Below are 25,450 nucleotides of genomic sequence, written 5' to 3'. Positions count from 1 at the left end.
TGTTCGGGTTGAGGTCGGGGCCCTTCCGGTTCGGACTCAGCCCAGCACGGGCAGCACTAGCACACACGGCACCGGCTGAGCGTGCGCGGGATCGAGGGCGTTCAGCACATACCGCTGCGAGCGCACAGATGCCGCGACGGCGAGGTGGTCGGAGAAGTCCTGCGCACACTCGTCCTGCACCACGATGTTTGTCGCGTTGGGACCGGGCGCATATCCGTTGGTGTATGGCGTCACCAGCTCGTCATAGCGGGTCATGATGTTCGTGTAGGTGACGCCAGCCGCGTAGAGGCCGCGCTCATGCATCCGGTTGAGGAATTCCGAGCCGTTGTCTTGCTGCGCGCAGGCGACGCATAACAACTGCCCATCCGGTCCGGTCAGATCCGCGAACGGGTCCTCCGCGCGCGGACCGCCGCCGAGCCATTCTGGGGCCAGCGAGACGTACCGGTCCACCTTTTCCGCCCCGCCGAGGTTCTGCACGTAATAGTTGGGCATCAGGGTGCCCTCCGAGTGTCCGACGAGGTCCACCTTCTGGGCCCCGCTCGCGGCGCGGACGCGGTCCACGAACGACGCGAGCTCCGCAGCGCTGTCCTCCATCGGAGCTAGGCCGCCGAGCGCGCTGACCGGCCACTGGGAGCCCGGCAGCGCCCCGTAGGTGAGCGCATACACGCAATAGCCCTCGTTCTTCAGGCGCGGGGCCAGCGCGCCCCAGTTCGTCTGCGCACCGCCGGCCTGCCCGTGCACGAGGACCACCGGGTTCGGATGCGCGACGCTGGGCTCACAGTCCCATTCGTTCACCCCTGGCAGGTCGCCGCCGGGATTGACCAGCTCAGGCCCGATGCCGGCGAAGAACGTCGGCGGCACGGGCAGCGGCCCCGCCTGCGCGGATCCCCCGCCGACAGCCACGGCGAGACCGACGGCTAGTCCCAGGAGCACTCTCGACAGCCTGCGCACGGGATATCAGCCAAAGATCGGTGGCACGAACACACAGGGCACGGGCTGGGCGTGGTCGGGGTCGAGGGCGTTGAGCACGTACTGCTGCGCGCGCACAGAAGCCGCGATGGCGAGATGATCGGAGAAGTCCTGCGCGCACTCGTCCTGCACCACGATGTTTGTGGCGTTCGGGCCCTCGACATATCCGGAGGTATACGGCAGCACCAGCTCGTCGTAGCGGGTCATGATGTTGGTGTACTGCACCCCCGGCGCGTAAACCCCGCCGGCGTGCATCTGCGCCAAGAAGCCTGGACCGTCGATCATCTGCCCCACCGCGTACGGCTTCAGCGCGTCCGCCACGCTGGCGCTGTCGCCGAGGACCTCGCCGCCAAGTTCCATGCCCGTGCCGTTCCACATCGGCGCCAGCGAGACGTATCGGCCGACCTTCTCCGCGCCGCCGAGCTCCTTGACGTAGTAGTTCGGCATCAGCGTGCCTTGCGAGTGCCCGACGAAGTCCACTTCCTTCGCCCCGCTGGCCGCCAGCACTTTGTCCACAAAGGCGGATAACTCCGCCGCGCTGTCGTCCATCCGCATGAGCCCGCCGAGTTGGTTGACCGGCCAGGGCGACCCGGGAATCGAGCCGTAGGTCAGCGCGTAGACGCAGTAACCCTCGTTCTTCAGCCGCGGGGCCATCGGGCCCCAGTTCGTCTGCGCGCCGCCGGCGGTGCCGTGGACCAGGATCACGGGATTGGGATGCGCGGCGCCGGGCCGGCAGTCCCACTCGTTGACTCCGGGGAGGTCCCCGCCGGGATTGCCGAGCTCAGGGCCGATGCCAGAGAAGAAGGTTGGCGGCACCGGGAGTGGGTCGGCCGCCGCTGCTGTCGCGCCGGCCAGGAGGGCAATCACACCCACGGCCATAAACGCCGTGGACCACAGTGTGCGCATCGAGACCCCTCACGGTTCACGCCGGAAATAGCGTGTGCCGAAGTTAACACGAAATCGAGCATTGTCCAGCACAATGGGCAGCATTTCTGGCGCAACGGGCGCGAAAACGGGTGCCCTCGCCAATCCGTGGATTGGCGAGGGCACCCGCTAGCACTTCAACGGCTAGGCGCCGTTAGTTCAGCTGGCCTTCTGGTAGGCGTCGAGCACCTCGGTGGGGATGCGGCCACGCGCCGAGACGGTGAACCCGTTCTCCCGCGCCCAGCTGCGAATGGCTGCGGTCTCCTCGCGGTGCGATGCACCACTGCGAACGCCAACCGTCGGACGGACACCGGTCTTGCGACGGCCGCCGGAGCGTCGTGCGCTGGCAATCCAGGTTGCCAGGCTCTCACGGAGCGCTGTGGCATTCGCATCCGACAGATCAATCTCGTACGTCACGCCGTCGAGCGCGAACTCTACGGTCTCGTCGGCGGTCGACTCCAGGTCGATATCGTCCACCAACGTCACGGTAACCTTCTTGGCCATTACACCCTCATCCCTTGCTTGCATGTCCGAAAGCAGTTGTATTCAGAGGCAATTCTTCAATTGACCCTATCCCCTGAATACGAGAGTACTCGCTTCAACAGATATTGCAGAACTTCGGGCTTCGAGCCTGATCAATTACGCTGAACCCAGTCAACGAATTGACTGGACAGTCAATCGGTAGCGGGCTTCACCATTGGAAACAGGATGGTCTCCCTGATTCCCAGACCGGTCAGCGCCATCAGCAATCGATCGACGCCCATTCCCGTTCCGGTGGTCGGCGGCATCGCGAACTCCATTGCGGCCAGGAACTCCTCGTCGAGTGCCATCGCCTCGACATCGCCGTCTGCCGCCAACTGCGCCTGGGCCAGGAAGTTCTCGCGTTGGATAACGGGATCTACCAATTCGGAATATCCGGTGGCGAGCTCGAATCCCCGCACGTAGAGGTCCCATTTCTCGGTAACACCCTTGATTGTGCGATGCGGCCGGGTCAACGGCGACGTCTCCGCGGGGAAGTCGCGGACAAAGGTCGGCGCGGTCAAATGGTCGCCCACCAGGAACTCCCAGAGCTCTTCGACCAGCTTGCCGTGGTTGACGGCCTTCTTGGGCACCTCGACCCCCAGCTTGTCCGCATGCGCTAGCAGTTCGGCAATAGTAGTGTCCGGGGTGATCTCCGTCCCCAGCGCCGCGGAGAGTGACGGGTACATCTCTAGCGTGGCCCATTCCCCACTAATGTCATACGTGCTGCCGTCCACCAAGGTCAGCACGCGAGTACCGAATACGTCATCGGCAATCTCCTGCACAAGCTCCCGGGTCATACGTGCCGAATCGTCATATGTGCCATATGCCTGATAGGTCTCAAGCATCGCGAACTCCGGCGAATGCGTCGAGTCGACGCCTTCATTGCGGAAATTCCGGTTGATCTCGAAAACCTGGTCAATGCCGCCGACCACACAGCGCTTCAGGAATAGCTCCGGTGCGATACGCAGGAACAACTCAAGGTCTAGCGCGTTTGAATGGGTCGCGAAAGGCCGGGCGGCGGCCCCGCCGTGCACAGTCTGCAACATCGGCGTCTCGACTTCAAGGAAGCCTCGCTTGGTCATCGCCGCGCGCAGCGAACTCATCACAGCGATTCGCTCACGGGCGATACGGCGCGCTTCTGGACGCACGATCAAATCAACGTAGCGTTGGCGGATACGTGATTCCTCGCTCATTTCCTTATGCGCGACGGGCAGCGGACGCAGCGACTTCGAAGCCATCGTCCAGGAAGCCGCCATCACGCTGAGCTCGCCACGGCGAGAACTGATCACCTCACCGTGCACAAAGACGATGTCGCCGAGGTCGACGAACGCCTTCCACTGCGCCAGGGATTCCTCCCCCACGCCGGCCAGGCTGATCATCGCCTGCAACTGCGTGCCGTCGCCCTCCTGCAGGGTGGCGAAGCACAATTTTCCGGTGTTGCGGAGAAAGATGACCCGGCCCGAGATACCGACAATGTCGCCGGTCTGGGTATCGGGTTCGAGCGCGGGGTGAGCCGCGCGAATCTCTGCCAGGGAATGGGTGCGCGGGACCGAGACCGGGTACGGGTCCAAGCCCTCCGCGAGCATCCGCTCGCGTTTTTCCATGCGGATCCGATGCTGCTCCGGAATCGCATTCGACGGATCTTCGACCGCGGCCGAAGTGGCGGCGGGGGAAGGCTGCGGCTGGGCTGACGCGTTATCACTCACGGTGACTCAGGGTAGTGCGTGTTGGGCGTCACGTGGTGTCCGGCACGCACTACCCGGCCGGCACCCGCGATTACGGCTAGTGCGCTGAGATCGACCGCGCTTCCCGACGCAGGTGCTGCGCCGAGGACACCGCACCCACCCCGCCTTCCGCCCGGAGCGCGCGATAGCCGCCCGCGACGTCCACGACGTTGCGTAGGCCCAATTGCTGCAGCGCAGTGGCGACGCGTGCGGAGACGCTGCCGTCGCTGCTGACCAGCACCCACTCGACGTCCTGGTCGACGGCGAGGGCCAGTCGGGTGGGCGCCGACGAGTCCAGGCGGTCCGCCAGCAGTGCCGGCTCGATGGCCAGTGCGCCGGGCAGCGTGCCCTCCACGGCTCGGGCCGATTGGGGCCGAATATCGACGACGACGGCACCACGCAGTACCGCAGCAGACAGGTCGGTGGCGGCCACGCGTAGTGGCCGGGAATAGCCAGCGGGCCGGGTCGTGGGAGGGGAAAGGGCAGAAACAGACAGATCTGCCAAGAAAGCAGTCATGGGAGAACTCCAGGAGTGAGGGATGGTCGAGGCGGAGGTCAGCCTCGACAACACTCCAAGGCACTGCAGGCCCGTACGCAGGCGGCGACGCCGACAGGGACGCCAAAGGCGTTCTGCGGGGCCACACTGCGAGCAATCACATCGTGAATAATGCCATAGGATCCGAGCAATTGCCAGCGATCAGCCGCGGACATTGCGCCGGCCGGCCCGCGTCCCGGCCTGGTTGCGTTCGAACACCAACCGCAGCCCCGTGACGGTGAGGTCGGGCTCGTGGTCGGTGATGGTCTCGCACTCGTCGATCACCAGGCTGGCCAGGCCGCCGGTGGCGACCACGGCCACGTCGTCGGAGTCGAACTCGGGCAGTTCGCGCTGCACGCGCCGGACGAGGCCGTCTACCTGCCCGGCGAAGCCGAAGATGACGCCGGACTGCAGGCATTCCACGGTGGACTTCCCGATCACCGAGCGCGGACGCACCAGCTCGACCTTGCGCAGCGCGGCGCCTGCGGCCGTGAGCGCGTCCACGGAGATGTCGATGCCGGGGGCGATGGCGCCGCCCAGAAACTCGCCGTCGCCGGTGACCACGTCCACGCGGGTGGAGGTGCCGAAGTCCACGACGATCGTCGGGCACGCGAAGAGGTGATGCGCGGCGAGCGCGTTCATCACGCGGTCCGCGCCCACCTCCTTCGGGTTGTCGACCTGCAGCGGCACCCCGGTGCGCACGCCGGGGGCGACGACGACCTGCGGCAGGTCTCGCCAATAGCGGTCGAGCATCATCCGCATCTCACGCAGCACCGACGGGACCGTGGACAGCGCGGAGATTCCAGTGATCCGCTCGGCGTGCCGGCCCAGCAGGCCGTTCACGGTCAGCGCGATCTCGTCCGAGGTCAGTCGCGCGTCCGTGCGCATCCGGCGGCGCAGCACCACATCCGCGTCGGCACCCTGTCCCTCGAAGACCGCGAGGGACAGATTGGTGTTGCCGACATCGATGGCCAGGAGCAACGTCAGGCCAGGGTGGGCTCGAGGACGTGCTGCATGCTGACCAGGCCCGAGTCGGCCGGCGCGTGGCCGGGGTTGGAGCCGAGGTCCACGGGCCGGTTGAGCTCGTCGACGAACACGACGCGGGGCTCGAACTCGCGGCACTCCTTCTCGTCCATCATCGCGTAGGAGATGAGGATGACGAGGTCGCCCGGGTCGATCAAGTGCGCGGCCGCGCCGTTGATGCCGATGACCCCCGAGCCTGGCTCGCCCGTGATCACGTAGGTCTCGAGGCGGTTGCCGTTGTTGATGTCGACGATGGCGACCTGCTCGCCCTCGTAGAGGTCGGCGGCCTTCATCAGGTCCGCGTCAACCGTGACGGAGCCGACGTAATGCAGGTCCGCGTGGGTGACCGTCGCGCGGTGGATTTTGGACTTGAGCATTGTGCGGAACATGTTGGCCTCTCGGTTAGGAGTGTGCGGACTAGTTGTCTTGGAAGTGGCTAGCTGTGAGCTCGTCCTCGGGGACACCGGGGGTGTCCGAGCCAGTGAAGCCGACGCCGATGGGCACCCCGACATTGTCGATGAGCCTGGTGCCGCCCAGTCGTGCCGCGATGAGCAGCCGCCCGTCCCCCAGCTCCGGCGCAGGACCCAGATCCAGGCCGCGCAGCTCGAGGTAGTCGACCTCGAGCTCCGGCGCGGTTGCCAGGACGGCACGGGCGGTGTCCAGCACGGCCTGACCGCCGTCGCCCGCGGCATGCGCGCCGGCGACCAGGGCCGCGGCGAGCGTCGTCGCCAGTGCGCGGTGCTCCGCGCTGAGGTAGCGGTTGCGGGAGGACAGCGCGAGGCCGTCGGCCTCGCGGACCGTGGGCACGCCGACAACGCGCACGTCCAGGTTGAGGTCGCCGACCATCTCCCGGATCAGCGTCAGCTGCTGGTAGTCCTTCTCGCCGAAGTACGCGCTGTGCGGGCTGGTGATCGTGAACAGCTTGCAGACGACCGTGAGCATCCCGCCGAAGTGTGTCGGCCGGGCGCCGCCCTCCAGCTCCGCGCCCAGCGGCCCCGGATGGACCATCGTGCGTGGGCCCCTCGGGTACATCTGCGCGGCGGTGGGTGCGAATACGAGCTCGACCCCCTCCGCACGCAGCAATTCGAGGTCCTGATCCAGGGTGCGCGGGTACGCGTCGAGGTCCTCGCCAGCGCCGAACTGCAGCGGGTTGACGAAGACCGAGACGATCACCACCGAGCCGGGAGTCCGCTTGGCGTGGCGCACCAGCTCGATGTGTCCGGCGTGCAGCGCGCCCATGGTGGGCACCAGCACGATCTGCCGGCCGACGCCGCGCAGCGCGCGGGAGACCGCGGCGATGTCCGCCGGATCGTGGTGCACCGTCAGCTCCCCGGGCACGTAGCCGCGGGATTTTGGTCGGGTCACTGCAATTCCTCCAACTGCTCGATCAGTTCGGGCGATGCGCCAATGCGCTGGGCGGTGCGTAGTGAGAGCGCGCGGTAGCTGGCGGCGATGCGTGTGTCGTCCTGCTCCAGCACCCGCAGGTGCCGGGCCACGGCGTCGGCGTCCCCCCGTGCAACGGGGCCGGTGAGTGCCGCATCGCCATAGCGCAGGGCGTTGTCGAGGGCCGCGGACAACAGCGGGGCGAGGATCCGCTGCGGCACACCGGCCGCGGCATCCTGGTCCAGCAGGCCCTGGCCGTCGAGCGCGTGCGATAGCGCAGCCACCGCGTCGTTGACCAGTGTCACCAGGTGGTTGGCGCCGTGGGCGAGGGCCGCGTGATAGAGCGTGCGGTTGGCCTCGGGCACGTGCACAGGCTCCCCGCCGATCTCCAGGACGAGTGATTGGGCGATGGCGAAGCCGACCTCGTCGGGCGCGGTGATGCCGAAGCAGGCGGAGATGAGGCGGTCGACGTCGCCCTCGTGGCCGGTGAAGGTCATCGCGGGGTGGATCGCCAGGCAGATCGCGCCGCGCGCCGCTAGCGGCGCGAGCACCCCGATCCCCTGCGCCCCGGAGGTGTGCAGCACGATGCGGCTGCGGAAGCTGACGTCGCTGGCTGCGAGTCCGCGGACCAGGCCCTCAAGCTCGGTGTCCGGAACCGCGAGGATGAGCAGCTCCGCGCCGGCCGCGACCTCCACGGCTGGGCGGACCGGGGTGTCGGGCAGGCGCGTGCGGGCGCGGTCCAGGGAGGCCTCGGAGATAGCGGCGACAGCGGTGACGACATGCCCGGCGCGCTCGAGAGCGGCGCCGAGAGCTGAGCCGACACGCCCAGCGGAGATCACGCCGACGGTCAGGCGCGCAGGCCGCGGCCAATCGGTCTCGTTATCGGGGCCGGGCATGTTGCCCAGACCGGGAGCCTGTCCGAGTGCAGACACTCGAGTAGTCCTTCCAGAGGCGTTCCAGTCCTGCAGGGCAGGTACCGGACGTACCGCTCGAGAATATCGTGGTGGCCGCTCGGATGGCGCCCACGGTGAGACAACTCACTCCCCACCCCACGGCCCAGTCCCCGGTCCCCGCCACTAATGCGAGCCGCCCCCGCTGCGGCGCGGCAGCGGGGGCGGCTAAGGCCTATCGGCTCGGAGCTTCTCGGGTCGGACTCAATCCTCGGAGCGGCGCCGGCGACGGCCACCGCTCTCCGGCAAGGTCCCATTCGCCTGTAGCCGGGCCATCAAGTCCGCGACGGAGCGTCCGCCCGCTCGCACCGAATGCTCGGAGTCATCCGCGAGGTCTTCCTCAGCATCGTCAAGCTCTACCTCGACCTCGCCGGCCTCGTCCTCGTCGTCGGCGTCATCGTCGTCGGCGTCATCGTCTGCCGCATAATCCCCGTCGGCGTGCTCCTCGACGTCGTGGTCCTCGACCTCACCGACCTCGACCTCATCGACCTCGAGCGCCTGGCCGTCAGTGCTGTAGTCCTCGGCGTCGTATTCCACCGCTGCGGCGTCCGAAACGGTGGAGCCCTGGACCCCGTAGCCCTGGGCCGCGATCTCCTCGGCGGACAGGATCTGCGTCTCAGCGGTCTGCGGGTCATCATCGGCGTCGGCGATGCCCGGGATCACGGTCTGCGCGGCCTGGCGGTAGCCCTCGTAGTCCGGCTCGAAGCCCTCCGCGTCCTCGTCCTGGGCGAGAGCGACGTCCTCGATCGGGGGGAGGTCGGCGGCCTGAGCCGCGACCAGCCGGCCGGGTGCGCCGGCGAGCTCCTGCAGACGGTGGGACTCCGCGCGCACAGCGGTCCGCTCGTCCGGCAGCTCGCCGTCGAACAGCGCCTCCAGGCTGGAGCGCAACGCGGAAATCTCCTCGCGGAGCCCGATCAGCTCCTCGGTGGACTCGACGCGGACCTGCTCCTCGACCTGCCGGCGGACCTGCGTCTCGACCACCAGCTCGTACTCGCGGCGGGCGGAGATCTCCCGCTCCAGCTGCAGCTCGTAGACCAGCTTGAGGTCGCGAGTCTTCGCGGCGTCGTTCTCGGAGTCCTTCCGATACTTCGTCATGGCGATCGAGCCGATGACGGCGGCCCACAGCGCGGCGACGAGGCCGATCCGGAGCATGGTGACGCTGTCGGTGAAGACCATCACGATGCTGGCCGCCACCGCCAGGAAGATGAGCGCGCCCAGCAACAGCTGGAGTTTGCTCTGGCTACGGACGGTTTTGCGGCCCGGCTCGCGACGAGCCGTCTCGCGACGGTTCGGGCGTGGGGAGGTGGCGCGGCCGGAATCGGTCATGTCGACAACATACCGTTAGCCGCCGCCAGGTTCGTAGAGGGCGGGCGGCGATTCTCCATTTTGCACTAACCTGCGCCATCGAGCGTGGATTGCGGCGGGGTGACGCAGCCGCGTTCCAGCCACACCGCCGCCGCGGCGAGCAGCGCTCCCACGATGAGCCCGATAATCACTCCTGGCAGGTCGGCCTCCGCGGCGTGCAGGCGGGAGGACTCCGGGACCAGGTAGATCAGCAGCCCTGCCCACAGACCCGCGGTGAACACGCCCACCCAGGCCGATGCCTTTGCGAGGACCGCGCTGCGGGCGACGGTGATCGGATGGGTCTCGTGCAGGCCCGAGCCGATCTCGCGGTGTGCGATGCGCCGCCGGAGATACCCGCCGAGCCCGACCTCCGCCAACGCCAGCACCAGTAGCGGCAGGCCCACCAGCAGGTGGACGGCCGGCAGGCTGCCATAGAGCGAATTGGCCAGGACCCAGCCCAGCGCCGTGCACGCCAGTGCCGTCAGCAGCAGGTCACGGATCCGGGTCACGCGCAGCTCATACATTGGCGATCGCCAATCGCTCCGCCACCTGTGCCACTCCGTCGCGTTCCCGCGCGGGCAGCGCGGCGAGTAGCGCCGCGACCGAGTCGCCGCCCAGGACGGCGTCGCGGTCCACATCGAGCCAGGGGCGCAGGACGAAAGCCCGCTCACGGGCGCGCGGGTGCGGCAGCAGCAGCTCGGGGTCCTGGCTGACGATCTGGACGCCGTCGCGGGCGCAGGTGATGACGTCGACGTCGAGGGTCCGCGGGCCCCATCGCACCTCGCGCACCCGGTGGGCCCGAGCCTCGAGGTCCTGGCCGAGCCGCAGCCAGCCCCACTCGTCGAGGCCGGGGGCGTCCGCGATCAGCGTGGCGTTGTAGAAGTCCGGCTGGTCCACCCCGCCCCACGGTGCGGTGGAGTACACCGGCGAGACGGAGATCACGCGCGGTCCGAGCGTGTCGAGGACCGATTGCAGGTTGCCCAGACGGTCACCCAGGTTGGTGCCGATAGACAGCACCGCGCGGGTCAACGCCGGCCCCGGGTCCGGCGCGCCACCACCGCGACGTCTTGGAAGACCAGGGGGATGGGCGCCGACGGCTTGTGGACGGTGACCTCGACCGCCGTGATCCGTGCATCGCCCATGACGTGCTCGGCGATCTCCGCTGCGACGGTCTCGATGAGGTCCCGAGTCGGGCCTGCCACGATGTCCGCGGCCCCCTGCGCCAGCGCGCCGTAGTCCACCGTGTCCGCCAGATCGTCGGAGGCGGCGGCCGCGCGCTGGTCGAACCACACAACGAGGTCGATCAGGAAGTCTTGGCCGTCGCGCTTCTCATGCTCGAACACCCCGTGGTTGCCGCGGACGGTCAGACCACGCAGCTCGATGCGGTCGCCGGTAATCTCGGTCACGTGGATCTCCTGGGGGTCGGGGGCTCGGGGTTCCTGCGCGCAGTGGGCCCAGCCGCGGAGTGCCCCGCCGTCGACCATGCGCTGGCCACCGCGATCGCGTCGAGGGATGCCCGGACGTCATGTACCCGCACGCCCCACGCCCCGTGCTCCGCGGCAAGGGCGCTGATCACGGCAGTGGCGACCTCGCGGCCTGCGGGCTCGCGCGGCTGGCCGTCGGGGCCCGCGAGCAGCCCGCCGAGGAATCGTTTTCGGGATGCGCCCACCAGCACCGGGAAGCCGACGTCGATCAGTCGCGGCAGTTCGCGCAGCAGCGCCCAGTTGTCGTCGGCGGTCTTCGCGAAGCCCAGGCCTGGGTCGAGGACCAGCGCCGACGCGTCCACACCCGCCGCGATCGCGAGGTCCGCCTGCTGGCGCAGCTCGTCGAGAACCACGTCGACCACGCTGGCGTCGCCCGTCTCCGCGCGGCCGCCGGCCTGCACATACTCGCCATCGGCCCGCCAGTGCATGAGGATCCAGGGCGCGCCCGCCTGCGCGACCACGCGCGCCATGTCTGTGTCGGCCCGTCCGCCGGAGACATCGTTGACTATGGCCGCGCCCGCCTCAAGGGCGTCGGCGGCCACGCGGGCTCGCATCGTGTCGACGCTGACCCGGACTCCAGCCGCGGCCAGCGCCGCGATCACCGGCACAACGCGCGCGGACTCCACGTCGGCCGTGACGCGGTGCGCGCCGGGCCTGGTGGACTCGCCGCCCACGTCGATGTAGTCCGCGCCCTCCGCGCACAGCCGCAGGCCGTGCGCGACGGCCGCGTCGCGGTCCAGATAGCGGCCGCCGTCGGAGAAGGAGTCGGCCGTGACATTCAGGACGCCGAAGACCGCGCAGCGCCCCCCGTAATCGAGCGGTGCGGAGCTCACTTGCGCAGGATCAGGTCCAGGGCCTCAGACCGAGAGGTGGCGCTGGTCTTCAACAGCCCGCGCACGGCCGAGGTGGTGGTGGTGGCGCCCGCCTTGCGGATGCCGCGCATCGCCATGCACAGGTGCTCGGCCTCAATCACGACGATCGCCCCGCGCGGGTCGAGCTTGTTCATGAGGGCGTCGGCGACCTGACTCGTCAACCGCTCCTGCACCTGGGGACGCTTGGCGTAGAGGTCGACCACCCGCGCGAGCTTCGACAGGCCCGTGACCTGCCCGTGCTCGCCCGGGATATAGCCAACATGCGCGACGCCGTGGAAGGGCACCAGGTGGTGCTCACAGGTGGAGTAGATCGGGATGTCGCGCACCACGATCAGCTCCTGGTGGTTCTCATCGAACACCGTCTCCAGCACCGCGTCCGGGTCGCAGTAGAGCCCGCCGAAAGTCTCGCGGTACGCCCGCGCGACCCGCGCGGGCGTCTGCACCAGCCCGGGGCGGTCCGGGTCCTCGCCCAACGCGAGGAGTAGCTCCCGCACCGCGGCCTCGGCCCGCGCCTGATCGAAATGGCGAACCGGGAGCCCGGCGCCTGACTCGTCGACAGACGAATCACTGCCAACGCTGTTCTGCGTGAGCACTCCGTGCACCTCCATGAAGGGCGGTCAATAGCGGCGATCCGCGCATCGCGGGCCGCTCGATTTATCCGGTCGCCTACCGCGAGCCGTCGTCAGTGCTCCAGTCTTGCCCATTGGCCACCGGCGGGTCCACCTGGCCGGGTCCGAGCTGCGGATTCTGCGCTCCGGGGTGCCACTCCTCGGGACGCTGTGGACCGGCTTGCCGGGGTCCAGGCTGGTGCGGCACGGGCTGCTTGGGGGACGGCGGCCACCCCGGCGCATGCCAGCCCGGAGGGGCACCATAGTTCGGTCCCGCGGGCGGGGCCGGCTGTGGCAGCGCATGGGCGCCCGGCTCCGGCGTGGTGCCGTTGGCCTCCGGGGGCGGTCGGCGGAACGCGGGCACCGGCGCGGGCGGGGGCCACGGCTCGCCGCGCTCCATCGCCAGCTCGCCGGGGGTCTTGATCGGCGGCTGGTCCGACGGGGTCCGCGTCCCGAACTCATTGAACGTGGTGATGCGGGGGCGCTTGACGACCGTGCTGAAGATCTGCTCGAGATCCTTGCGGTGCAGGGTCTCGCGCTCCAGCAGCTCGCCGGCGACGGCGTCGAGCGCCTCGCGGTACTCGCTGAGGATGGCCCACGCCTCGGTGTGCGCGGCCTCGATCAGGGCGCGCACCTCCTCGTCGATCTCGTGTGCCACCTCGAGGGAGTACTCGGCCTGGCGGCCCATGGACCGGCCCAGGAAAGGATCGCCCTGCTCGTGCCCGTACCGGACAGCGCCGAGCTTTGCGCTCATGCCATACTCGGTGACCATTGAGCGGGCAACCTTGGTGGCCATGTCGATGTCCGAGGATGCGCCGGTGGTCGGCTCCTGGAAGACGAGCTCCTCAGCCGCGCGCCCGCCCATGGCGAACACCAGCCGGGCAATCATCTCCGAGCGGGTCATCAAGCCCTTGTCGTCCTCGGGGACGGTGAGCGCGTGGCCACCAGTGCGCCCGCGCGCCAGGATTGTCACCTTGTAGACGGGCTCGATATCCGGCATCGCCCATGCGGCGAGCGCGTGTCCGCCCTCGTGGTAGGCCGTGATCTTCTTCTCGTGCTCGCTGATGATGCGGCTCTTGCGGCGCGGCCCGCCGATGACCCGGTCCACCGACTCTTCGAGGGCCTCGCCGGTGATGACGGTGCCGTGCTCCCGCGCGGTGAGCAGCGCGGCCTCGTTGATCACGTTGGCCAGATCCGCGCCGGACATGCCGGAGGTGCGCTTGGCCAGCCCGTCCAAGTCGGCGTCGGGCGCGATCGGCATCCCCACCGAGTGCACCTTCAGCACCGCGCGCCGGCCCGCGAGGTCCGGGGCGGTGACGGGGATCTGCCGGTCGAAGCGGCCGGGACGCAGCAGCGCCGGGTCCAAGATGTCGGGTCGGTTGGTGGCGGCGATCAGGATGACATTGGTGGTGGTGCCGAAGCCGTCCATTTCCACGAGGAGCTGGTTCAGCGTCTGCTCACGCTCGTCATGCCCGCCGCCCATGCCGGCGCCACGCTGGCGGCCGACCGCGTCGATCTCGTCGACGAAGATGATGCAGGGCGAGTTCGCCTTGGCCTGTTCGAACAGATCGCGCACTCGGGACGCGCCGACGCCAACGAACATCTCGACAAAGTCGGAGCCGGACATTGTGTAGAACGGGACGCCAGCCTCGCCCGCGACCGCGCGGGCCAGCAGCGTCTTGCCGGTCCCGGGCGGGCCGTAGAGCAGGACGCCCTTGGGGATCTTCGCGCCCAGGGCCTGGTAGCGGGCCGGATTCTGCAGGAAGTCCTTGATCTCGTAGAGCTCCTCGACGGCCTCGTCGGCCCCCGCGACATCATCGAACGTGGTCTTCGGCATGTCCTTGGTCAGCAGCTTGGCCTTGGATTTACCGAAGCCCATCATGCCGCCGCGGCCGCCTTGCATGCGGCTCATCAGGAAGACGAACAGCCCCAGCAGCAGGATCATCGGCACCATGAACATTAGAATCGACGTGAACCAGCTCTCCTGGGTCACGACGGTGTTGTACTTGCCGATCTTGGAGTTGTTCAATTCCTCGAACAGGTCGGGGGCCGTGCCGGACGGGTACTTCGCCACGATCTTCGTGGCCCCGTCGGTATCGTCGGCCGCCGCCTTCAACGTCAGCTCGAGCTGTTGCTCTTTATCGTTGATCTGCGCGGACTCAACGTTGTCGGTCTTCAACTGAGAGATGACGACAGACGTGTCGACCTCTTTGAACTCCTGGGATTTGCCAGTGACCTGGAAGATCACCCAGACCGCCAGTAGAAGGGCGGCAATGATCGCCAGGTTTCGGAACACCGTCTTACGGTTCATACAGCGTCGGCCGCGCTGGCCAGGTCCTTCCAGTCATGGGTTCCGGCTTGGTGTCGCCGGATTCTCTAGGCTACCTGGGCGGTCATGGCAGTCCGCAGCCACCGATAGCCCATTGTCCGATTAACGCGCGGGCCCGCGCTGGGGTTCCCAGCCCAATGCACCGCCTGGCTCGGCTCCGGCACGGCACTGGCTCGAACATGAAGAAGATTCACACTTTTGGCGCGAAACACCGGATCTTCTTCACATTCGACGCGAGCCCCTATGGGGCCTCAACGATAGTGCGGCGCCACGCGCTCCCACGGCAGCAGCTGCTCGATTTGGGCCGCCAGCGCCAAGATGGTGCCCTCGCTGCCCGGGAGGCCGCCGATCTGCACGGCCATCGGCAGCCCCGTGCGGTGGCTAATCCCCGCGGGCACGCTCGCTGCCGGCCACCCCAGCATGTTCCACACCGCTGGATACGAGGCGTACCGCACGTTGGAGACGGTATTCGAGAGCCACGACTTCTCCGACCAGCGCTCGGCGGCCGGCGCGGGCTGCGCGAGCGTCGGGGTGATGACGACGTCGAACTCCTGGAAGAACTCCTCGAAATCCGAGGTAAGCCTGCGAGCCTGCGCTTCTGTGGCCAGCCCGAACCTCTCCACCAGCGCGCCCAGCTGCGCGTGCCGGCGAGTGCGCGGGGCCAGCAGGCTCTGGTCGAGGCCCTCCGCGTCCGCGTAGACCCCGCGGGTCCAGCGGGCGAGCAGCCCGACGGGGCTCGCGGGATACGGCAGCCGTGCCCGCGCCACCTGGTGGCCGGCGCCGATCAGCTCGTCGGCGACCCGCTCCAGCCCGCCCGCGAGGGTCTTGTCGAGGCGCACCAGCGGGCTCGGGGTGTTGGCCGCAACGCCGATGCGCAGCCCGGGTGCGGGGTCCGGATTCGCCAGCGACGGACGGCCGGCCAGTACCGAGAGCATCAGCGCGGCGTCCGCGACGGTGGTGGCGAGGGGTCCGGACTCGGACATGCCGTGCCACGTCTCGAGAGCTGCCCCCGAGGGGACGACGTCGCGGCCGGGCTTGAGGCCGAAGAGCCCACAGTTGGCGGCCGGGATCCGGATGGACCCCATGCCGTCGGTGCCGTGCGCCAGCGGGATCATGCCCGACGCGACGGCGGCCGCGGAGCCGCCCGACGAGCCGCCGGGCGTGCGATCTCGGTTCCACGGGTTTCGAGTGATGCCGAACGAGGAGTCGGTGGTGCCGAACACACACAGCTCCGGCACCGAGGTCAGGCCCACGACCACCGCGCCCGCGGCGCGCAGGCGGCGGACCACCTCGTGATCGGCCGGAGCCGGGGCCGGTGAGGTCGCCGCGGAGCCGTGGCGGGTGGACTCGCCCGCCACCGCGACAGAGTCCTTGATGGCGATCGGCACCCCCGCCAGAGGCAGGGTCGCGAGGTCCGGGCGGGCGGCGACCGCATGTGCCTCCGCCATCGCCTCGGCCGCGCGGACCTGCCGGAACGCGCCGAGCTCGCGGTCACGACTAGCGATGCACTCGAGCGCCCGCTGCGTGGCGTCGACCGGGGACTGCCGCCCGGCCCGCACCCGCGCCGCGATCGCGACAGCCGTGTTGTCCGAAAAGGTATCGACCATTCCGGAAGGCTATCGCGGAATCACGGCTAGTGGTGCTCGTATACCTTCGGGTCCAGCCGCCCGATGTACGGCAGGTCGCGGTAGCGCTCCGCGTAGTCCAGGCCGTAGCCGACGACGAACTCATTGGGGATGTCGAAGCCGATATTCGCGACGTCGAACTCCGCCTTCACCGATTCCGGCTTGCGCAGCAGCGAGCAGACCTCGAGCGACGCGGGGTTGCGCGTCGCGAGGTTCCGCATCAGCCAGGACAGCGTGAGCCCGGAGTCGATGATGTCCTCGACGATGAGGACATCCCGGCCGGCGATATCGCGGTCCAGGTCCTTGAGGATCCGCACCACGCCCGAGGAGGACGTGGAGGAGCCGTAAGAGCTGACCGCCATGAACTCCATCTGCGTGGGGATCGGCAGCGCGCGGGCGAGGTCCGTCATGAACATCATCGCGCCCTTGAGCACACCGACGAGCAGCAGATCCTTGTCCGGATCGCCCTGGCCCGCCTCCGGGTACCGCGCACCGACCAACGCGGCCAGCTCTGTCGTTCGCTGCCGGATCTGGTCCTCAGTGATCAGTACCGATGCAATATCGCCCTCGTACACGGTCTTAACTCCCATTCTGTTCGCGCTGCACGGTCAGCCTCCCACGTTCTCGCTGGACCACGATCCGCACACCCGGCCCGCCACCTGCCAAAGCCACCCCGCCCTGCCCTCGCCAGTCCCCGATCAGCGCGTCCACCGACCGCAAATGCGCGTCGGTCAGGCCCTTCACGCCGGCCCCCAACAGCCACCAGCGCAGGGCCCGGCGGCGCACCGCCACGTGCTGTCCGGCAAGCACCGCGACCTCCAACTCCTCGGCGTCCGCGGCGAGTGCATGCAGGTCGGCGGCCATCTCGTCGAGCGCGTCTGCATCCTCGGCCAGCTGCGCGGCGGTGCGGGCCAAGGCCGTCGCGACCCCTCCGCCGAGCACCTCCTCGAGCAGCGGCAGCACCTCACGGCGCAGCCGGACCCGCGTGAACGCCGGATCGAGGTTATGCGGGTCCGCGTGAGGTTCGACACCGCGCGCCGCGCAGGCGGCAACGGTGTCCGCGCGGCGCACCCCCAGCAGCGGACGACCCCACGGCTGCGCCCAGTCGGCCATACCGCGGATCGAGCCCGGGCCGGAGCCGCGGGACAGGCCCAGCAGCACCGTCTCGGCCTGATCGTCCAGGGTGTGGGCCAGCAGCACCGGCTGCCCGTCGCGAGCGCCGTTCAACGCCGCGTATCGAGCCCTGCGCGCGGCCGCCTCCATACCGCCGGGGCCCGTCACATCCACTGTGAGCACCTGCGCGCGCACGCAGCCGAGCGCGAGCGCCTGCTCGGCGGCCCGCGCCGCCACCGCGGCGGAGCCCTCCTGCAGCTGATGGTCGACGATCAGCGCCGCCACCTCGCGCTCCCCGGCGGCGGCAGCGGTCAGGGCGAGGGAGTCCGCCCCGCCGGACAAGCCCACACACACCGGTCCCGTCGGCGCGTACTCCCGGAGCCAGTCGCGCACGGCCCGCCGCACCACTGGTTCCGTCAACCCAGGACCCTGTCGATCCACAGTCGCGGCTGCTCGATCTCCGCACTGCGCGGCAACGTCTCCGGACCCGTCCAGATCGCGTTGAACTCGGTCATGCCCACGGTGCCCACGACCTCGTCGACGAATGCCTTGCCCCGCACGTACTGCGCCATCTTCGCGTCGACCCCCAGCAGCGCGCGCATGATCCGCTGCACCGGGTTGGGGTTGCGCTGGCGGCGACCGTCGAACGCGCGGCGGATGCTCGCGACGGTCGGCACCACCTTCGGCCCGACGGAGTCCATCACGTGGTCGGCGTGGCCCTCGAGCAGCGTGCCCAGCATCAGCAGCCTCTCGATGGCCTCCCGTTGCGGCGCGGCCTGGGTGGCGGTCAACAGCCCGAGGATGCCCGCGCTCTCCGGCGCCCCGTCCCCGGCGCGGCGGCGGCGCACCTCCGCCGAGAGCCGCCCGGCGATGGCCGACATCGGCTCGTCGACCTCCTCGCCGAGCAGGTCGACGGACTCCTTCATGTAGTCCGCGAGCCACGGCGCGGACGAGAATTGGACCCGGTGCGTGACCTCGTGCAGGCACACCCACAGCCGGAAGTCGCCGGGCCGCACGCGCAGCGCCCGCTCGACCGCGATGATGTTCGGGGTCACCAGCAGCAGCGTGCCGTGCTCGCCGGTGAAGGGGTCGTACTGGCCAAGGATCGCTGTGGACAAGAACGCGAGCACCGCGCCGGCCTGCGCCCCCGAGGCCTGCCCGCCGACGCGCCGGACCAGCCCGGGTCGCTCAGTGCCCGTGCCAGTGTCGGTGTCGGTGTCAGCCTCGGCCTTGGGTGGGCTGAGCATCGAGCGCATCGACTGCGTGGCCGCCCCGATCCAGCCGGGCCGGTCCACCACCTGCGCCGCCGGCACCGGAAGACCGTCGGCTAGCCCCGTCACCTCGCGGACCGGGCCCTCCGCCAGGACGGCTGCCGCGAGCAGCTCCACGTTGGCCTTCTCGAGCGTGTAGGCCGTCGTCTTCGGACCGGCCGGGGCCAGCCTCGCGCCCACCTTCGCGGCCACCGCCCAGTCGATGTCGGCGCCCAGGTTCGCATTCTGGGGACCGGCACCGGGTTCCTCTAGCGACATCCGCATCCCCTCAACACCTCAGCCACCTCGTCGAGCGCTGGCCGCGCCAACTCCGGCGGGGTGCCGCCGGACATCAGCGCGAACGCCAACACCCGATTGTCCACGTCCGTGACGATCCCCGCCAGGGTGCTCACGCCGGAGAGTGTGCCGGTCTTAGCCCGCACCCAACCCGCGCCCGTCGCGCCGTCGCCGTAGCGGTCCACAAGCGTGCCCGTGCCGCCGGCGATTGGCAGCGAGTCCAGCAGCGGCCGCAGCTTGGGCTGGCCGTCGCCCGCCGCTGCGACGAACACATCATCTAGCAGTCGGGCGGGCAGCAGGTTGTCCACCGACATCCCGCTCAGGTCGTGCAGTGTCGCGCCGGCGGTGTCGATCCCCGCATCGCGTAGCGCGCCCAGAACCGCTGCGCCGCCGCCGCTGAAGCTGGCGGGCTTCCCGGCCGCCACCGCGACCTCCCGCCCCAGCGCCTCCGCCAGGACATTGTCGGAGTCCACCATCGCCTGTCGGATCAGAGTCTCGAGCGGCTGGGACTGCACCGCGGCCAACTGCTCGGCCCCCGACGGCGCCGTGCCCAGCGCCACCGCGGCGGAGTCCACGTCCAAGCTCGCGGCGAGCGCCCGGCCAGCCTCGAGCGCCGGAGTGGCGGAGCGTGGGGAGAGATCGCGTGTCGGGTCCAGCCGGCCGCCGTCGAGCATGACGGGCCGCATGGGTGCGATGTTGCCGCCGCCGATGTCCTCCTCGAACCAGCCCTGCGCCATTTCCGGCCCGCTGTAGCGGCTCACGTCGACCGTGATGCTCGTGGCGGTGACGCCGGCGTCGCGGATCTGCGCGGCGAGGTCCGCGATGTGCGCCGCGCCCTCGAAGTAGCCTTCCTGGCCGATCGGGGTGGCCGTCAGCGTCGGATCGCCGCCGCCGACGAGCACCACTTCACCGGGCTTCGAACCGCGGACCACGGTCGTGGTCAGCCGGTGGTCCAACGGCATCGTCAACAACGCCGCCGAGGAGGTCAGCGCCTTCGTCACCGAGGCGGGGGTGCGGGGCGTCGACGCGCCCTGCTGCCACAGCACCTCGCCGGTCTCCGGATCGCTGACTTGGCCGGTGAAATCGCCGAGGTCGGGGTTCGCCAGCACCGGCGCCAGCGCGGCCGCCAGCGCGGCGGAACTCGGCAGCGGCGAGTCAGCTGGCACCGGCTCAACCTGTGGGCTGGCGGTGACCAACGCGGGCGCGGGCTCCGCCGGCTGGTAGGACCCACCGGAAAAGGCCCCGGTGGCGATCCCGGAACCGGCTAAGACCAGCAACAATGCCAGTGTCGACGCGACCATCGCCCGTCGTCCCCCACGACGCCGCACAGCAAGGTTCCCCGGCTTGGCTTTGCTCAATTCCCCACGTCCTGGCCTGACATTGGTGGGTGTCTCCTCGGTGTCGGACTCCCCGGGGTGGCTACCGCAGGTCAGTCTGCGTCCACACTATCTGGCGACCGGCTATCCTTCTTGGGTTGACTCCGCCGCGTGCCTAGATGATGTCGTGCCCGGTGCCTGTGTCAACACTGCCATCAGTGCAAGGCCGACATTGGGTCTGGTGATGGTCCCCCATTGTGAACGGCATCAGTGAACCGGAGCGAAGACGCGTGGAATTCGACGTCAGCATCGAGATCCCCAAGGGTCAGCGAAACAAGTACGAGATCGACCACAAGACAGGTCGGATCCACTTGGACCGCTACCTCTACACCTCGATGGTGTACCCCGCCGATTACGGCTACATCGAGGACACCCTCGGGGAGGACGGCGACCCGCTGGATGCGCTGGTCCTGCTGCCCGAGTCCGTCTACCCGGGCGTGATCGTCAAGGCTCGCCCCGTCGCGATGTTCAAGATGGTCGACGAGGCCGGCGGCGACGACAAGGTGCTGTGCGTGCCCGCGGGCGACCATCGCTGGGACCACATCCAGGACCTGGCCGATGTGCCGGAGTACGAGCTTGCGGTCATCAAGCACTTCTTCATCCACTACAAGGACCTCGAGCCCAACAAGCACGTCGATGGCGCGGACTGGGTCGGCCGGGCCGAGGCCGAGGCCGAGGTCACGCGCTCCTTCGCACGCTTGAAGGATCAGGGCGAGCACTAAGCCCCTGTTCTTCTAGGTTTTCTCTTCTAGGTTTTCGCCCAGCCGCGAGCCTATTTCTGGTCAGCGGGCCCCGAAGGGCCTGCAGGCCGCGAATAGGCTCGCGGCTGAGTCGTTTGAGGGCTAAACCTCGCTGGGATCCGGGCCGTCCTCCGCCTCGCCCTTCGCCGCCACCAATCCTGCACTCTCCCGCAGCGGCACCTCCTTCCAGAACAGCACCAGCACCCACGCGATGAGCGCGAATCCGGTGGTTGCCAGGAACACCTCGTCCATCGCGTCGGCGAACCCGTCTGCCAGGGGTTTCGCAAGCTCCGGGCTCAGCTTCTGAATGATCGAGCTGTCCTCCAGCACGCTGCCCGCCGCGCCCGAGTCCTTGTTCAGCAATCCCTGCGCGAAGGCCTTGTCGACGGGGTTGCCGCTGACCGCCGCCTGCTGGACGACCGCCACATACTGCGGATTCTGGGTGGCCGTCTCCAGCTGCGACGTGATGCTGGGGGTGATCTGGGCGAACAAGATCGACAGGAAGATCGCGACACCCAGGGTGCCGCCGATCTGCCGGAAGAACGTGGCCGACGCGGTGGACACGCCCATGTCCTTGGCCGGCAGCGCGTTCTGGATGGCCAGCACCAGCGGCTGCATCATGTTCCCCAGACCCACGCCCACGATCAGCATGAAGCCCATCACCACCGGGAACGACGTGTCCGCGCGCACTAGATGCAGCAAGAACATGCCGATGACCAGCAGGGTCGAGCCGATGATCGGGTAGATCCGGTAGTGCCCCGTCTTGGATATCGCAATGCCGGACGCGATCGAGCCCACCATCAGCCCCAGCACCAGCGGCAGCATCTGCAACCCGGCGATGGTCGGTGAGGAGCCCTTCGCCACCTGCAGGTACTGCGGCAGCAGCATGATGCCGCCGAACATCGCCATGCCCACCACGAAGGAGATCGCGACGCCCAGCGCGAAGTTCTTGTTCCGGAAGAAGCCCATCGGGATCAGCGCGGCGTCCTTCATCGCGATCTCCACCAGCACGAAGGCCACCACGCCGACGGCGCCCAGGAGATAGCAGGTCCAGGACAGCGCGCTGCTCCAGCCCCAGATGCGACCCTGCTCCGCGACGATGAGCAGCGGTACCAGGCCCAGGGTCAGCGTCGCCGCGCCCCACCAGTCGATCCGCACGTTGTTGCGCACCTTCGGCAGGTGCAGGTTTTTGAACACGACGGCCAGGGCGATGAACCCGATGGGCACGTTGACCAGGAACACCCAGCGCCAGCCGGAGATGCCGAGGATGCTGGCGTGGCCGGCGAACACTCCGCCGAGCACGGGGCCCAACACGCTGGACGTGCCGAACACCGCGAGGAAGTAGGCCTGATACTTCGCCCGCTCACGTGGCGCGAGGATGTCGCCGAGGATGGCCAGCGCCAGGGACATCAAGCCGCCGGCGCCAACACCCTGCAGAGCGCGGAACGCCGCGAGCATGTACATCGACGTCGAGAACGAGCACAGCGCCGAGCCGATGAGGAAGATGACAATCGCACTCATGAACAGAAGCTTGCGGCCGTAGATATCGGAGATCTTGCCGTAGAGCGGCGTCGCGAGCGTCGAGGTGATCAGGTACGCCGTGGTCACCCAGGCCTGCAGCGCATAACCGTTCAGTTCGTCGGCGATAGTGCGGATCGCGGTGGAGACGATGGTCTGGTCGAGCGAGGCCAGGAACATGCCCAGCATCAGGCCGCTGAGAATCAGCAGGATCGCGCGGTGGCTGAGGCCCGCCGGCGACTCGCCCTCGGTGCCCGCAACCGCCGCGCTCTCGGTCATGGCTCCACAGCACCCTGCCCGACACGGTCCAACGCCTCCGCCAGCAGGTCCTCGCGGCGCAGCTCGTAGTCGTCTAGCAGCCGGGTCATCAGCCGCACCAGCTCTTGCCGGTCCTGCCGTGGCCAGTCCCCGATCACCGTGGCCAGGCGCTCGTTGCGGCGTGCCCGCATGCGACCAGCCGCCGCCCGGCCCGCAGCGGTCGCCGCGATCACGGTCGCGCGCCCGTCCGCGGGGTCCGGCCTACGCTCGAGATGTCCCAGCGCAACCAGCTGCGCGACGTGGCGGCTCACTGTGGACGGGTCCGCCAGGACCGCCTCTGCCAGCGCCCCGGAGCGCATCGGGCCCAGCTCCAGCACCGCGAACACGCAGCGGTACGCGGCCATCTCCAGCCCGTCCGCACCCCGCCAGCCGAGTTGGTGCACGGTGCGCTCACGGACCCGTTGCAGGCGTCCGAGCTGGTAGCCGAGGTCGTCCGCATCGTGAGCGAGGTTGTCGTCCGCGCCACTCACGATCGAGCCCCCAGTACCCCAGGTCCCCCACGCCCCAGTACGACGACGAACCGCCGAGTGGCCCGGGCCGGTGCTCGGCCCATCCCGCTCGGCGGTTCGGTGTGTCGCGCAAGTCGTTGCATTCCCCAAGCATCCGCCTGTCGGCGCCGCGGCGCAATCGGTTGGCGCAAGTCAGGGCCCTGGGGTTCTAATGTCCCTTGAAGTCGGGCGTGCGCTTCTCGAACACCGCGCCCATCGCCTCCCCGAGGTCCTTTGACGGCAGGAAGGCGGCATTCCACACTGCGACGTACCGCAGGCTCGCGTCGATGTCGGCCTGTCGGGTGTGGTTGAGCACGGCCTTGACCCCGTGCACCACCAGAGGCGGGTTGCCGGCAATCTCCAGCGCGGTGGCGTGTGCGGCGGCCAGCGCGGCGGCCTGGTCCTCGTAGACATCGTTGACGAGGCCGATCTTCTCGGCGCGGGCGGCGTCGATGTCCTTGCCGGTCAGTGCCAGCTCACGCAGGTGGCCTTCGCCGACGATCCCGGGCAGACGGCTGAGAGTCCCCATGTCCGCGACCATGGCCACCCGCACCTCGCGGACGCTGAACTTGGCGTCGGCCGACGCGTAGCGGATGTCCGCCGCGGTGATCAGGTCCACGCCGCCGCCGATGCACCAGCCGGAGATGGCGGCGACGACGGGCTTGCGGCAGTCGGCAACCGCGTTCGCGGCGCGCTGCATGGACAGGACCATGTCGTGGAAATCGGCGCGTTCTTTGGCCATCGCGCCCGGCACCAGTACCGCACCGAGGGCACCGGCCATCGACTGCAGGTCCAGACCATAGGTGAAGTGCTTGCCGGCTCCGGTGAGCACGATGGCACGCACCTCTGGGTTCGAGTCGAGCTGGGCGAACACCTCCGGAGTCTCCGACCAGAAGTCCGGCCCCATGGCATTGCCGCGGCCTGGCCCCGTCAAGGTCACCTGTGCGACGTGCCCGGTGATGGACACCTCCAGAGACTTCCAGGTGGTCACTTCAGTTTCAGCGGTCATGCGGGCCTCCGGAGTAGTCGGGCGATGCTATTGCCATCGATTATGTACCAGCCAGTAACTTATGGCGACTGCCGCGTGCCCGATGCGTCAGGACTGGGCCAACCGCGCCTTCTCCGCCTCCACGTCGAAGTCCGCCGGCGGCCAGTTCAGGTGCTGCCGCTCCAGTGCGTCGATCACCAGCTCCATCACCGCGGTGCGGGCGAACCACTTCCTATCGCACGGGACCACGTGCCACGGCGCGTGCGCGGTGGACGTCTTGTCCAGCACCGCCTGATAAGCCTCCTGATATTCCAGCCAGTGCGCACGCTCGTCGATATCGCTCGGGCTGTACTTCCAGAACTTGTCGGGCCGCTCGAGCCGCTCGGCCAACCGCGCCTTCTGCTCCGCGAACGACACCACCAGCACCACCTTCACAATGATGGTCCCGCTGGCGGCCACCTCCGCCTCGAAGGCATTGATCTCGTCGTAGCGTGCGGACCACTCGGACTCCGGCACCAGATCATGCACCCGCACCACCAGCACGTCCTCATAGTGCGAGCGGTCAAACACGCCGATCTGCCCACCCACCGGCAGCGCGCGGCGGATACGCTGGAGGTAATGCTGCGCCTGCTCCTCCTCTGTCGGCACGCCGAAGGAGTGGTTGCTCACGCCCTGCGGGTCCACCAGCCCCATAACATGCCGGACGATGCCGCCCTTGCCTGAAGTGTCCATACCCTGCAGGACCAGCAGGACGCTGCGCCGATCCCCCGCCCGCCCGTTCGCGTACAGCAGCTCCTGCAATTTCGACAGGTAGTCGCCACGCTCGACGATCAGCTCCTTGGCCGCGGACTTATCGCCCTTGAATCCGGGAGTGGAGTTCGCGTCGAACTCGGCGATCCGTAGCCCGGCCCGCATGCGCAGGACCTCCGAAGGCGTCTCGGTCCAGTGCTTCGGCAACAAGCGTGTGTTCTGCGTCATCCGATCAGGATACGACCCGCCCAGCAACGTCGCATGCGGTCCGCGAACACCGATCCCGCCTCCCCTGTGCTTGGTGAGGATCACGGGGCTGG

26 protein-coding genes are annotated in these 25,450 nt (G+C 68.7%); 1 reads left to right on the top strand and 25 read right to left on the bottom strand.

The window, feature by feature from the left end:
• Positions 1-36: 36 nt before the first annotated feature.
• The 21 genes from TBIF_RS12465 to dacB form a co-directional block, all read right to left on the bottom strand.
• Positions 37-942 (bottom strand): esterase/lipase family protein, encoded by a 906-nt coding sequence (locus tag TBIF_RS12465; RefSeq protein WP_024795126.1) that lies wholly within the window; start codon positions 940-942, stop codon positions 37-39.
• Between the two features lie 15 nt (positions 943-957).
• Positions 958-1,875 carry an esterase/lipase family protein gene (locus TBIF_RS12460; RefSeq protein ID WP_024795125.1) on the bottom strand — a complete coding sequence of 306 codons (918 nt, stop codon included), beginning with the start codon at positions 1,873-1,875 and terminating at the stop codon, positions 958-960.
• 177 nt (positions 1,876-2,052) lie between these two features.
• Positions 2,053-2,397, bottom strand: a complete 345-nt coding sequence (locus TBIF_RS12455; protein ID WP_024795124.1) for a histone-like nucleoid-structuring protein Lsr2 — start codon at positions 2,395-2,397, stop codon at positions 2,053-2,055.
• A gap of 170 nt (positions 2,398-2,567) precedes the next feature.
• On the bottom strand, positions 2,568-4,043 hold the full coding sequence (gene lysS / locus TBIF_RS12450) for a lysine--tRNA ligase (RefSeq protein WP_268746913.1): 1,476 nt from the start codon (positions 4,041-4,043) through the stop codon (positions 2,568-2,570).
• A 154-nt stretch (positions 4,044-4,197) separates the two neighbouring features.
• Positions 4,198-4,572 (bottom strand): rhodanese-like domain-containing protein, encoded by a 375-nt coding sequence (locus TBIF_RS12445; RefSeq protein ID WP_024795122.1) that lies wholly within the window; start codon positions 4,570-4,572, stop codon positions 4,198-4,200.
• Positions 4,573-4,836: 264 nt separating this feature from the next.
• Positions 4,837-5,655: a type III pantothenate kinase gene (locus tag TBIF_RS12440; protein ID WP_024795121.1), complete on the bottom strand. Its 819-nt coding sequence runs from the start codon at positions 5,653-5,655 to the stop codon at positions 4,837-4,839.
• 2 nt (positions 5,656-5,657) lie between these two features.
• Positions 5,658-6,086, bottom strand: coding sequence for an aspartate 1-decarboxylase (panD, locus tag TBIF_RS12435; RefSeq protein ID WP_024795120.1), 429 nt, complete (start codon positions 6,084-6,086; stop codon positions 5,658-5,660).
• Positions 6,087-6,114: 28 nt separating this feature from the next.
• Entirely contained in the window at positions 6,115-7,062 is a 948-nt protein-coding gene (gene panC / locus TBIF_RS12430; RefSeq protein WP_024795119.1) for a pantoate--beta-alanine ligase, read from the bottom strand.
• Positions 7,059-7,976 carry a Rossmann-like and DUF2520 domain-containing protein gene (locus TBIF_RS12425; RefSeq protein WP_024795118.1) on the bottom strand — a complete coding sequence of 306 codons (918 nt, stop codon included), beginning with the start codon at positions 7,974-7,976 and terminating at the stop codon, positions 7,059-7,061. The genes panC and TBIF_RS12425 overlap by 4 nt, the downstream gene beginning before the upstream one ends.
• Positions 7,977-8,234: 258 nt before the next feature.
• Entirely contained in the window at positions 8,235-9,356 is a 1,122-nt protein-coding gene (locus TBIF_RS12420) for a DUF6779 domain-containing protein (protein WP_024795117.1), read from the bottom strand.
• 65 nt (positions 9,357-9,421) lie between these two features.
• Complete coding sequence (locus tag TBIF_RS12415; protein ID WP_235174702.1) at positions 9,422-9,883, bottom strand: DUF3180 domain-containing protein; 462 nt, start codon at positions 9,881-9,883, stop codon at positions 9,422-9,424.
• A gap of 7 nt (positions 9,884-9,890) precedes the next feature.
• A complete protein-coding gene (gene folK, locus TBIF_RS12410) occupies positions 9,891-10,403 on the bottom strand; it encodes a 2-amino-4-hydroxy-6-hydroxymethyldihydropteridine diphosphokinase (protein WP_024795115.1) in 513 nt (170 codons plus the stop codon).
• Entirely contained in the window at positions 10,400-10,780 is a 381-nt protein-coding gene (gene folB / locus TBIF_RS12405) for a dihydroneopterin aldolase (protein ID WP_024795114.1), read from the bottom strand. The genes folK and folB overlap by 4 nt, the downstream gene beginning before the upstream one ends.
• Positions 10,777-11,691, bottom strand: a complete 915-nt coding sequence (gene folP, locus TBIF_RS12400) for a dihydropteroate synthase (protein ID WP_024795113.1) — start codon at positions 11,689-11,691, stop codon at positions 10,777-10,779. The genes folB and folP overlap by 4 nt, the downstream gene beginning before the upstream one ends.
• The gene (gene folE / locus TBIF_RS12395; protein ID WP_024795112.1) at positions 11,688-12,338 is read right to left on the bottom strand and encodes a GTP cyclohydrolase I FolE; all 651 of its coding nucleotides are present in this window, start codon (positions 12,336-12,338) and stop codon (positions 11,688-11,690) included. The genes folP and folE overlap by 4 nt, the downstream gene beginning before the upstream one ends.
• Before the next feature lie 58 nt (positions 12,339-12,396).
• Complete coding sequence (gene ftsH / locus TBIF_RS12390) at positions 12,397-14,649, bottom strand: ATP-dependent zinc metalloprotease FtsH (protein WP_024795111.1); 2,253 nt, start codon at positions 14,647-14,649, stop codon at positions 12,397-12,399.
• Positions 14,650-14,918: 269 nt separating this feature from the next.
• Positions 14,919-16,274 (bottom strand): amidase, encoded by a 1,356-nt coding sequence (locus TBIF_RS12385; RefSeq protein ID WP_024795110.1) that lies wholly within the window; start codon positions 16,272-16,274, stop codon positions 14,919-14,921.
• A 26-nt stretch (positions 16,275-16,300) separates the two neighbouring features.
• Positions 16,301-16,867: a hypoxanthine phosphoribosyltransferase gene (hpt, locus tag TBIF_RS12380; protein WP_024795109.1), complete on the bottom strand. Its 567-nt coding sequence runs from the start codon at positions 16,865-16,867 to the stop codon at positions 16,301-16,303.
• A gap of 4 nt (positions 16,868-16,871) precedes the next feature.
• On the bottom strand, positions 16,872-17,825 hold the full coding sequence (gene tilS, locus TBIF_RS12375) for a tRNA lysidine(34) synthetase TilS (RefSeq protein ID WP_207165179.1): 954 nt from the start codon (positions 17,823-17,825) through the stop codon (positions 16,872-16,874).
• Positions 17,822-18,934, bottom strand: coding sequence for a zinc-dependent metalloprotease (locus TBIF_RS12370; protein ID WP_024795107.1), 1,113 nt, complete (start codon positions 18,932-18,934; stop codon positions 17,822-17,824). The genes tilS and TBIF_RS12370 overlap by 4 nt, the downstream gene beginning before the upstream one ends.
• The gene (gene dacB, locus TBIF_RS12365; protein WP_024795106.1) at positions 18,925-20,253 is read right to left on the bottom strand and encodes a D-alanyl-D-alanine carboxypeptidase/D-alanyl-D-alanine endopeptidase; all 1,329 of its coding nucleotides are present in this window, start codon (positions 20,251-20,253) and stop codon (positions 18,925-18,927) included. The genes TBIF_RS12370 and dacB overlap by 10 nt, the downstream gene beginning before the upstream one ends.
• Positions 20,254-20,558: 305 nt before the next feature.
• Between dacB and TBIF_RS12360 the strand changes: the two genes are divergently transcribed.
• Positions 20,559-21,050, top strand: coding sequence for an inorganic diphosphatase (locus TBIF_RS12360; protein WP_024795105.1), 492 nt, complete (start codon positions 20,559-20,561; stop codon positions 21,048-21,050).
• A gap of 120 nt (positions 21,051-21,170) precedes the next feature.
• On the opposite strand, the gene TBIF_RS12355 is transcribed toward TBIF_RS12360, so the two are convergent.
• The 4 genes from TBIF_RS12355 to TBIF_RS12340 form a co-directional block, all read right to left on the bottom strand.
• The gene (locus tag TBIF_RS12355; RefSeq protein ID WP_024795104.1) at positions 21,171-22,865 is read right to left on the bottom strand and encodes an MDR family MFS transporter; all 1,695 of its coding nucleotides are present in this window, start codon (positions 22,863-22,865) and stop codon (positions 21,171-21,173) included.
• Positions 22,862-23,374 carry a MarR family winged helix-turn-helix transcriptional regulator gene (locus TBIF_RS12350; RefSeq protein WP_024795103.1) on the bottom strand — a complete coding sequence of 171 codons (513 nt, stop codon included), beginning with the start codon at positions 23,372-23,374 and terminating at the stop codon, positions 22,862-22,864. Before TBIF_RS12350 ends, TBIF_RS12355 begins: the two co-directional genes overlap by 4 nt.
• Positions 23,375-23,561: 187 nt before the next feature.
• On the bottom strand, positions 23,562-24,401 hold the full coding sequence (locus TBIF_RS12345; protein ID WP_024795102.1) for a crotonase/enoyl-CoA hydratase family protein: 840 nt from the start codon (positions 24,399-24,401) through the stop codon (positions 23,562-23,564).
• An 87-nt stretch (positions 24,402-24,488) separates the two neighbouring features.
• A complete protein-coding gene (locus TBIF_RS12340; RefSeq protein ID WP_024795101.1) occupies positions 24,489-25,358 on the bottom strand; it encodes a PPK2 family polyphosphate kinase in 870 nt (289 codons plus the stop codon).
• Positions 25,359-25,450: the final 92 nt, after the last annotated feature.

Origin of the sequence: Tomitella biformata AHU 1821, from assembly GCF_000524475.1 — a bacterium.
GTDB classification, from domain to species: Bacteria; Actinomycetota; Actinomycetes; order Mycobacteriales; family Mycobacteriaceae; genus Tomitella; species Tomitella biformata.
The sequence above is the reverse complement of the archived record's forward strand: the minus strand, read 5'-3'. Positions and strand labels throughout refer to the sequence as shown.

Coding starts and splice junctions, on each gene's coding strand:
- TBIF_RS12385 (WP_024795110.1), bottom strand. CDS start 16,274: ATGGTCGATACCTTTTCGGACAACACGGCTGTCGCGATCGCGGCGCGG.
- TBIF_RS12420 (WP_024795117.1), bottom strand. CDS start 9,356: ATGACCGATTCCGGCCGCGCCACCTCCCCACGCCCGAACCGTCGCGAG.
- TBIF_RS12345 (WP_024795102.1), bottom strand. CDS start 24,401: ATGACCGCTGAAACTGAAGTGACCACCTGGAAGTCTCTGGAGGTGTCC.
- TBIF_RS12460 (WP_024795125.1), bottom strand. CDS start 1,875: ATGCGCACACTGTGGTCCACGGCGTTTATGGCCGTGGGTGTGATTGCC.
- TBIF_RS12340 (WP_024795101.1), bottom strand. CDS start 25,358: ATGACGCAGAACACACGCTTGTTGCCGAAGCACTGGACCGAGACGCCT.
- TBIF_RS12425 (WP_024795118.1), bottom strand. CDS start 7,976: ATGCCCGGCCCCGATAACGAGACCGATTGGCCGCGGCCTGCGCGCCTG.
- panD (WP_024795120.1), bottom strand. CDS start 6,086: ATGTTCCGCACAATGCTCAAGTCCAAAATCCACCGCGCGACGGTCACC.
- TBIF_RS12355 (WP_024795104.1), bottom strand. CDS start 22,865: ATGACCGAGAGCGCGGCGGTTGCGGGCACCGAGGGCGAGTCGCCGGCG.
- TBIF_RS12455 (WP_024795124.1), bottom strand. CDS start 2,397: ATGGCCAAGAAGGTTACCGTGACGTTGGTGGACGATATCGACCTGGAG.
- dacB (WP_024795106.1), bottom strand. CDS start 20,253: ATGGTCGCGTCGACACTGGCATTGTTGCTGGTCTTAGCCGGTTCCGGG.
- TBIF_RS12370 (WP_024795107.1), bottom strand. CDS start 18,934: ATGTCGCTAGAGGAACCCGGTGCCGGTCCCCAGAATGCGAACCTGGGC.
- ftsH (WP_024795111.1), bottom strand. CDS start 14,649: ATGAACCGTAAGACGGTGTTCCGAAACCTGGCGATCATTGCCGCCCTT.
- folE (WP_024795112.1), bottom strand. CDS start 12,338: ATGGAGGTGCACGGAGTGCTCACGCAGAACAGCGTTGGCAGTGATTCG.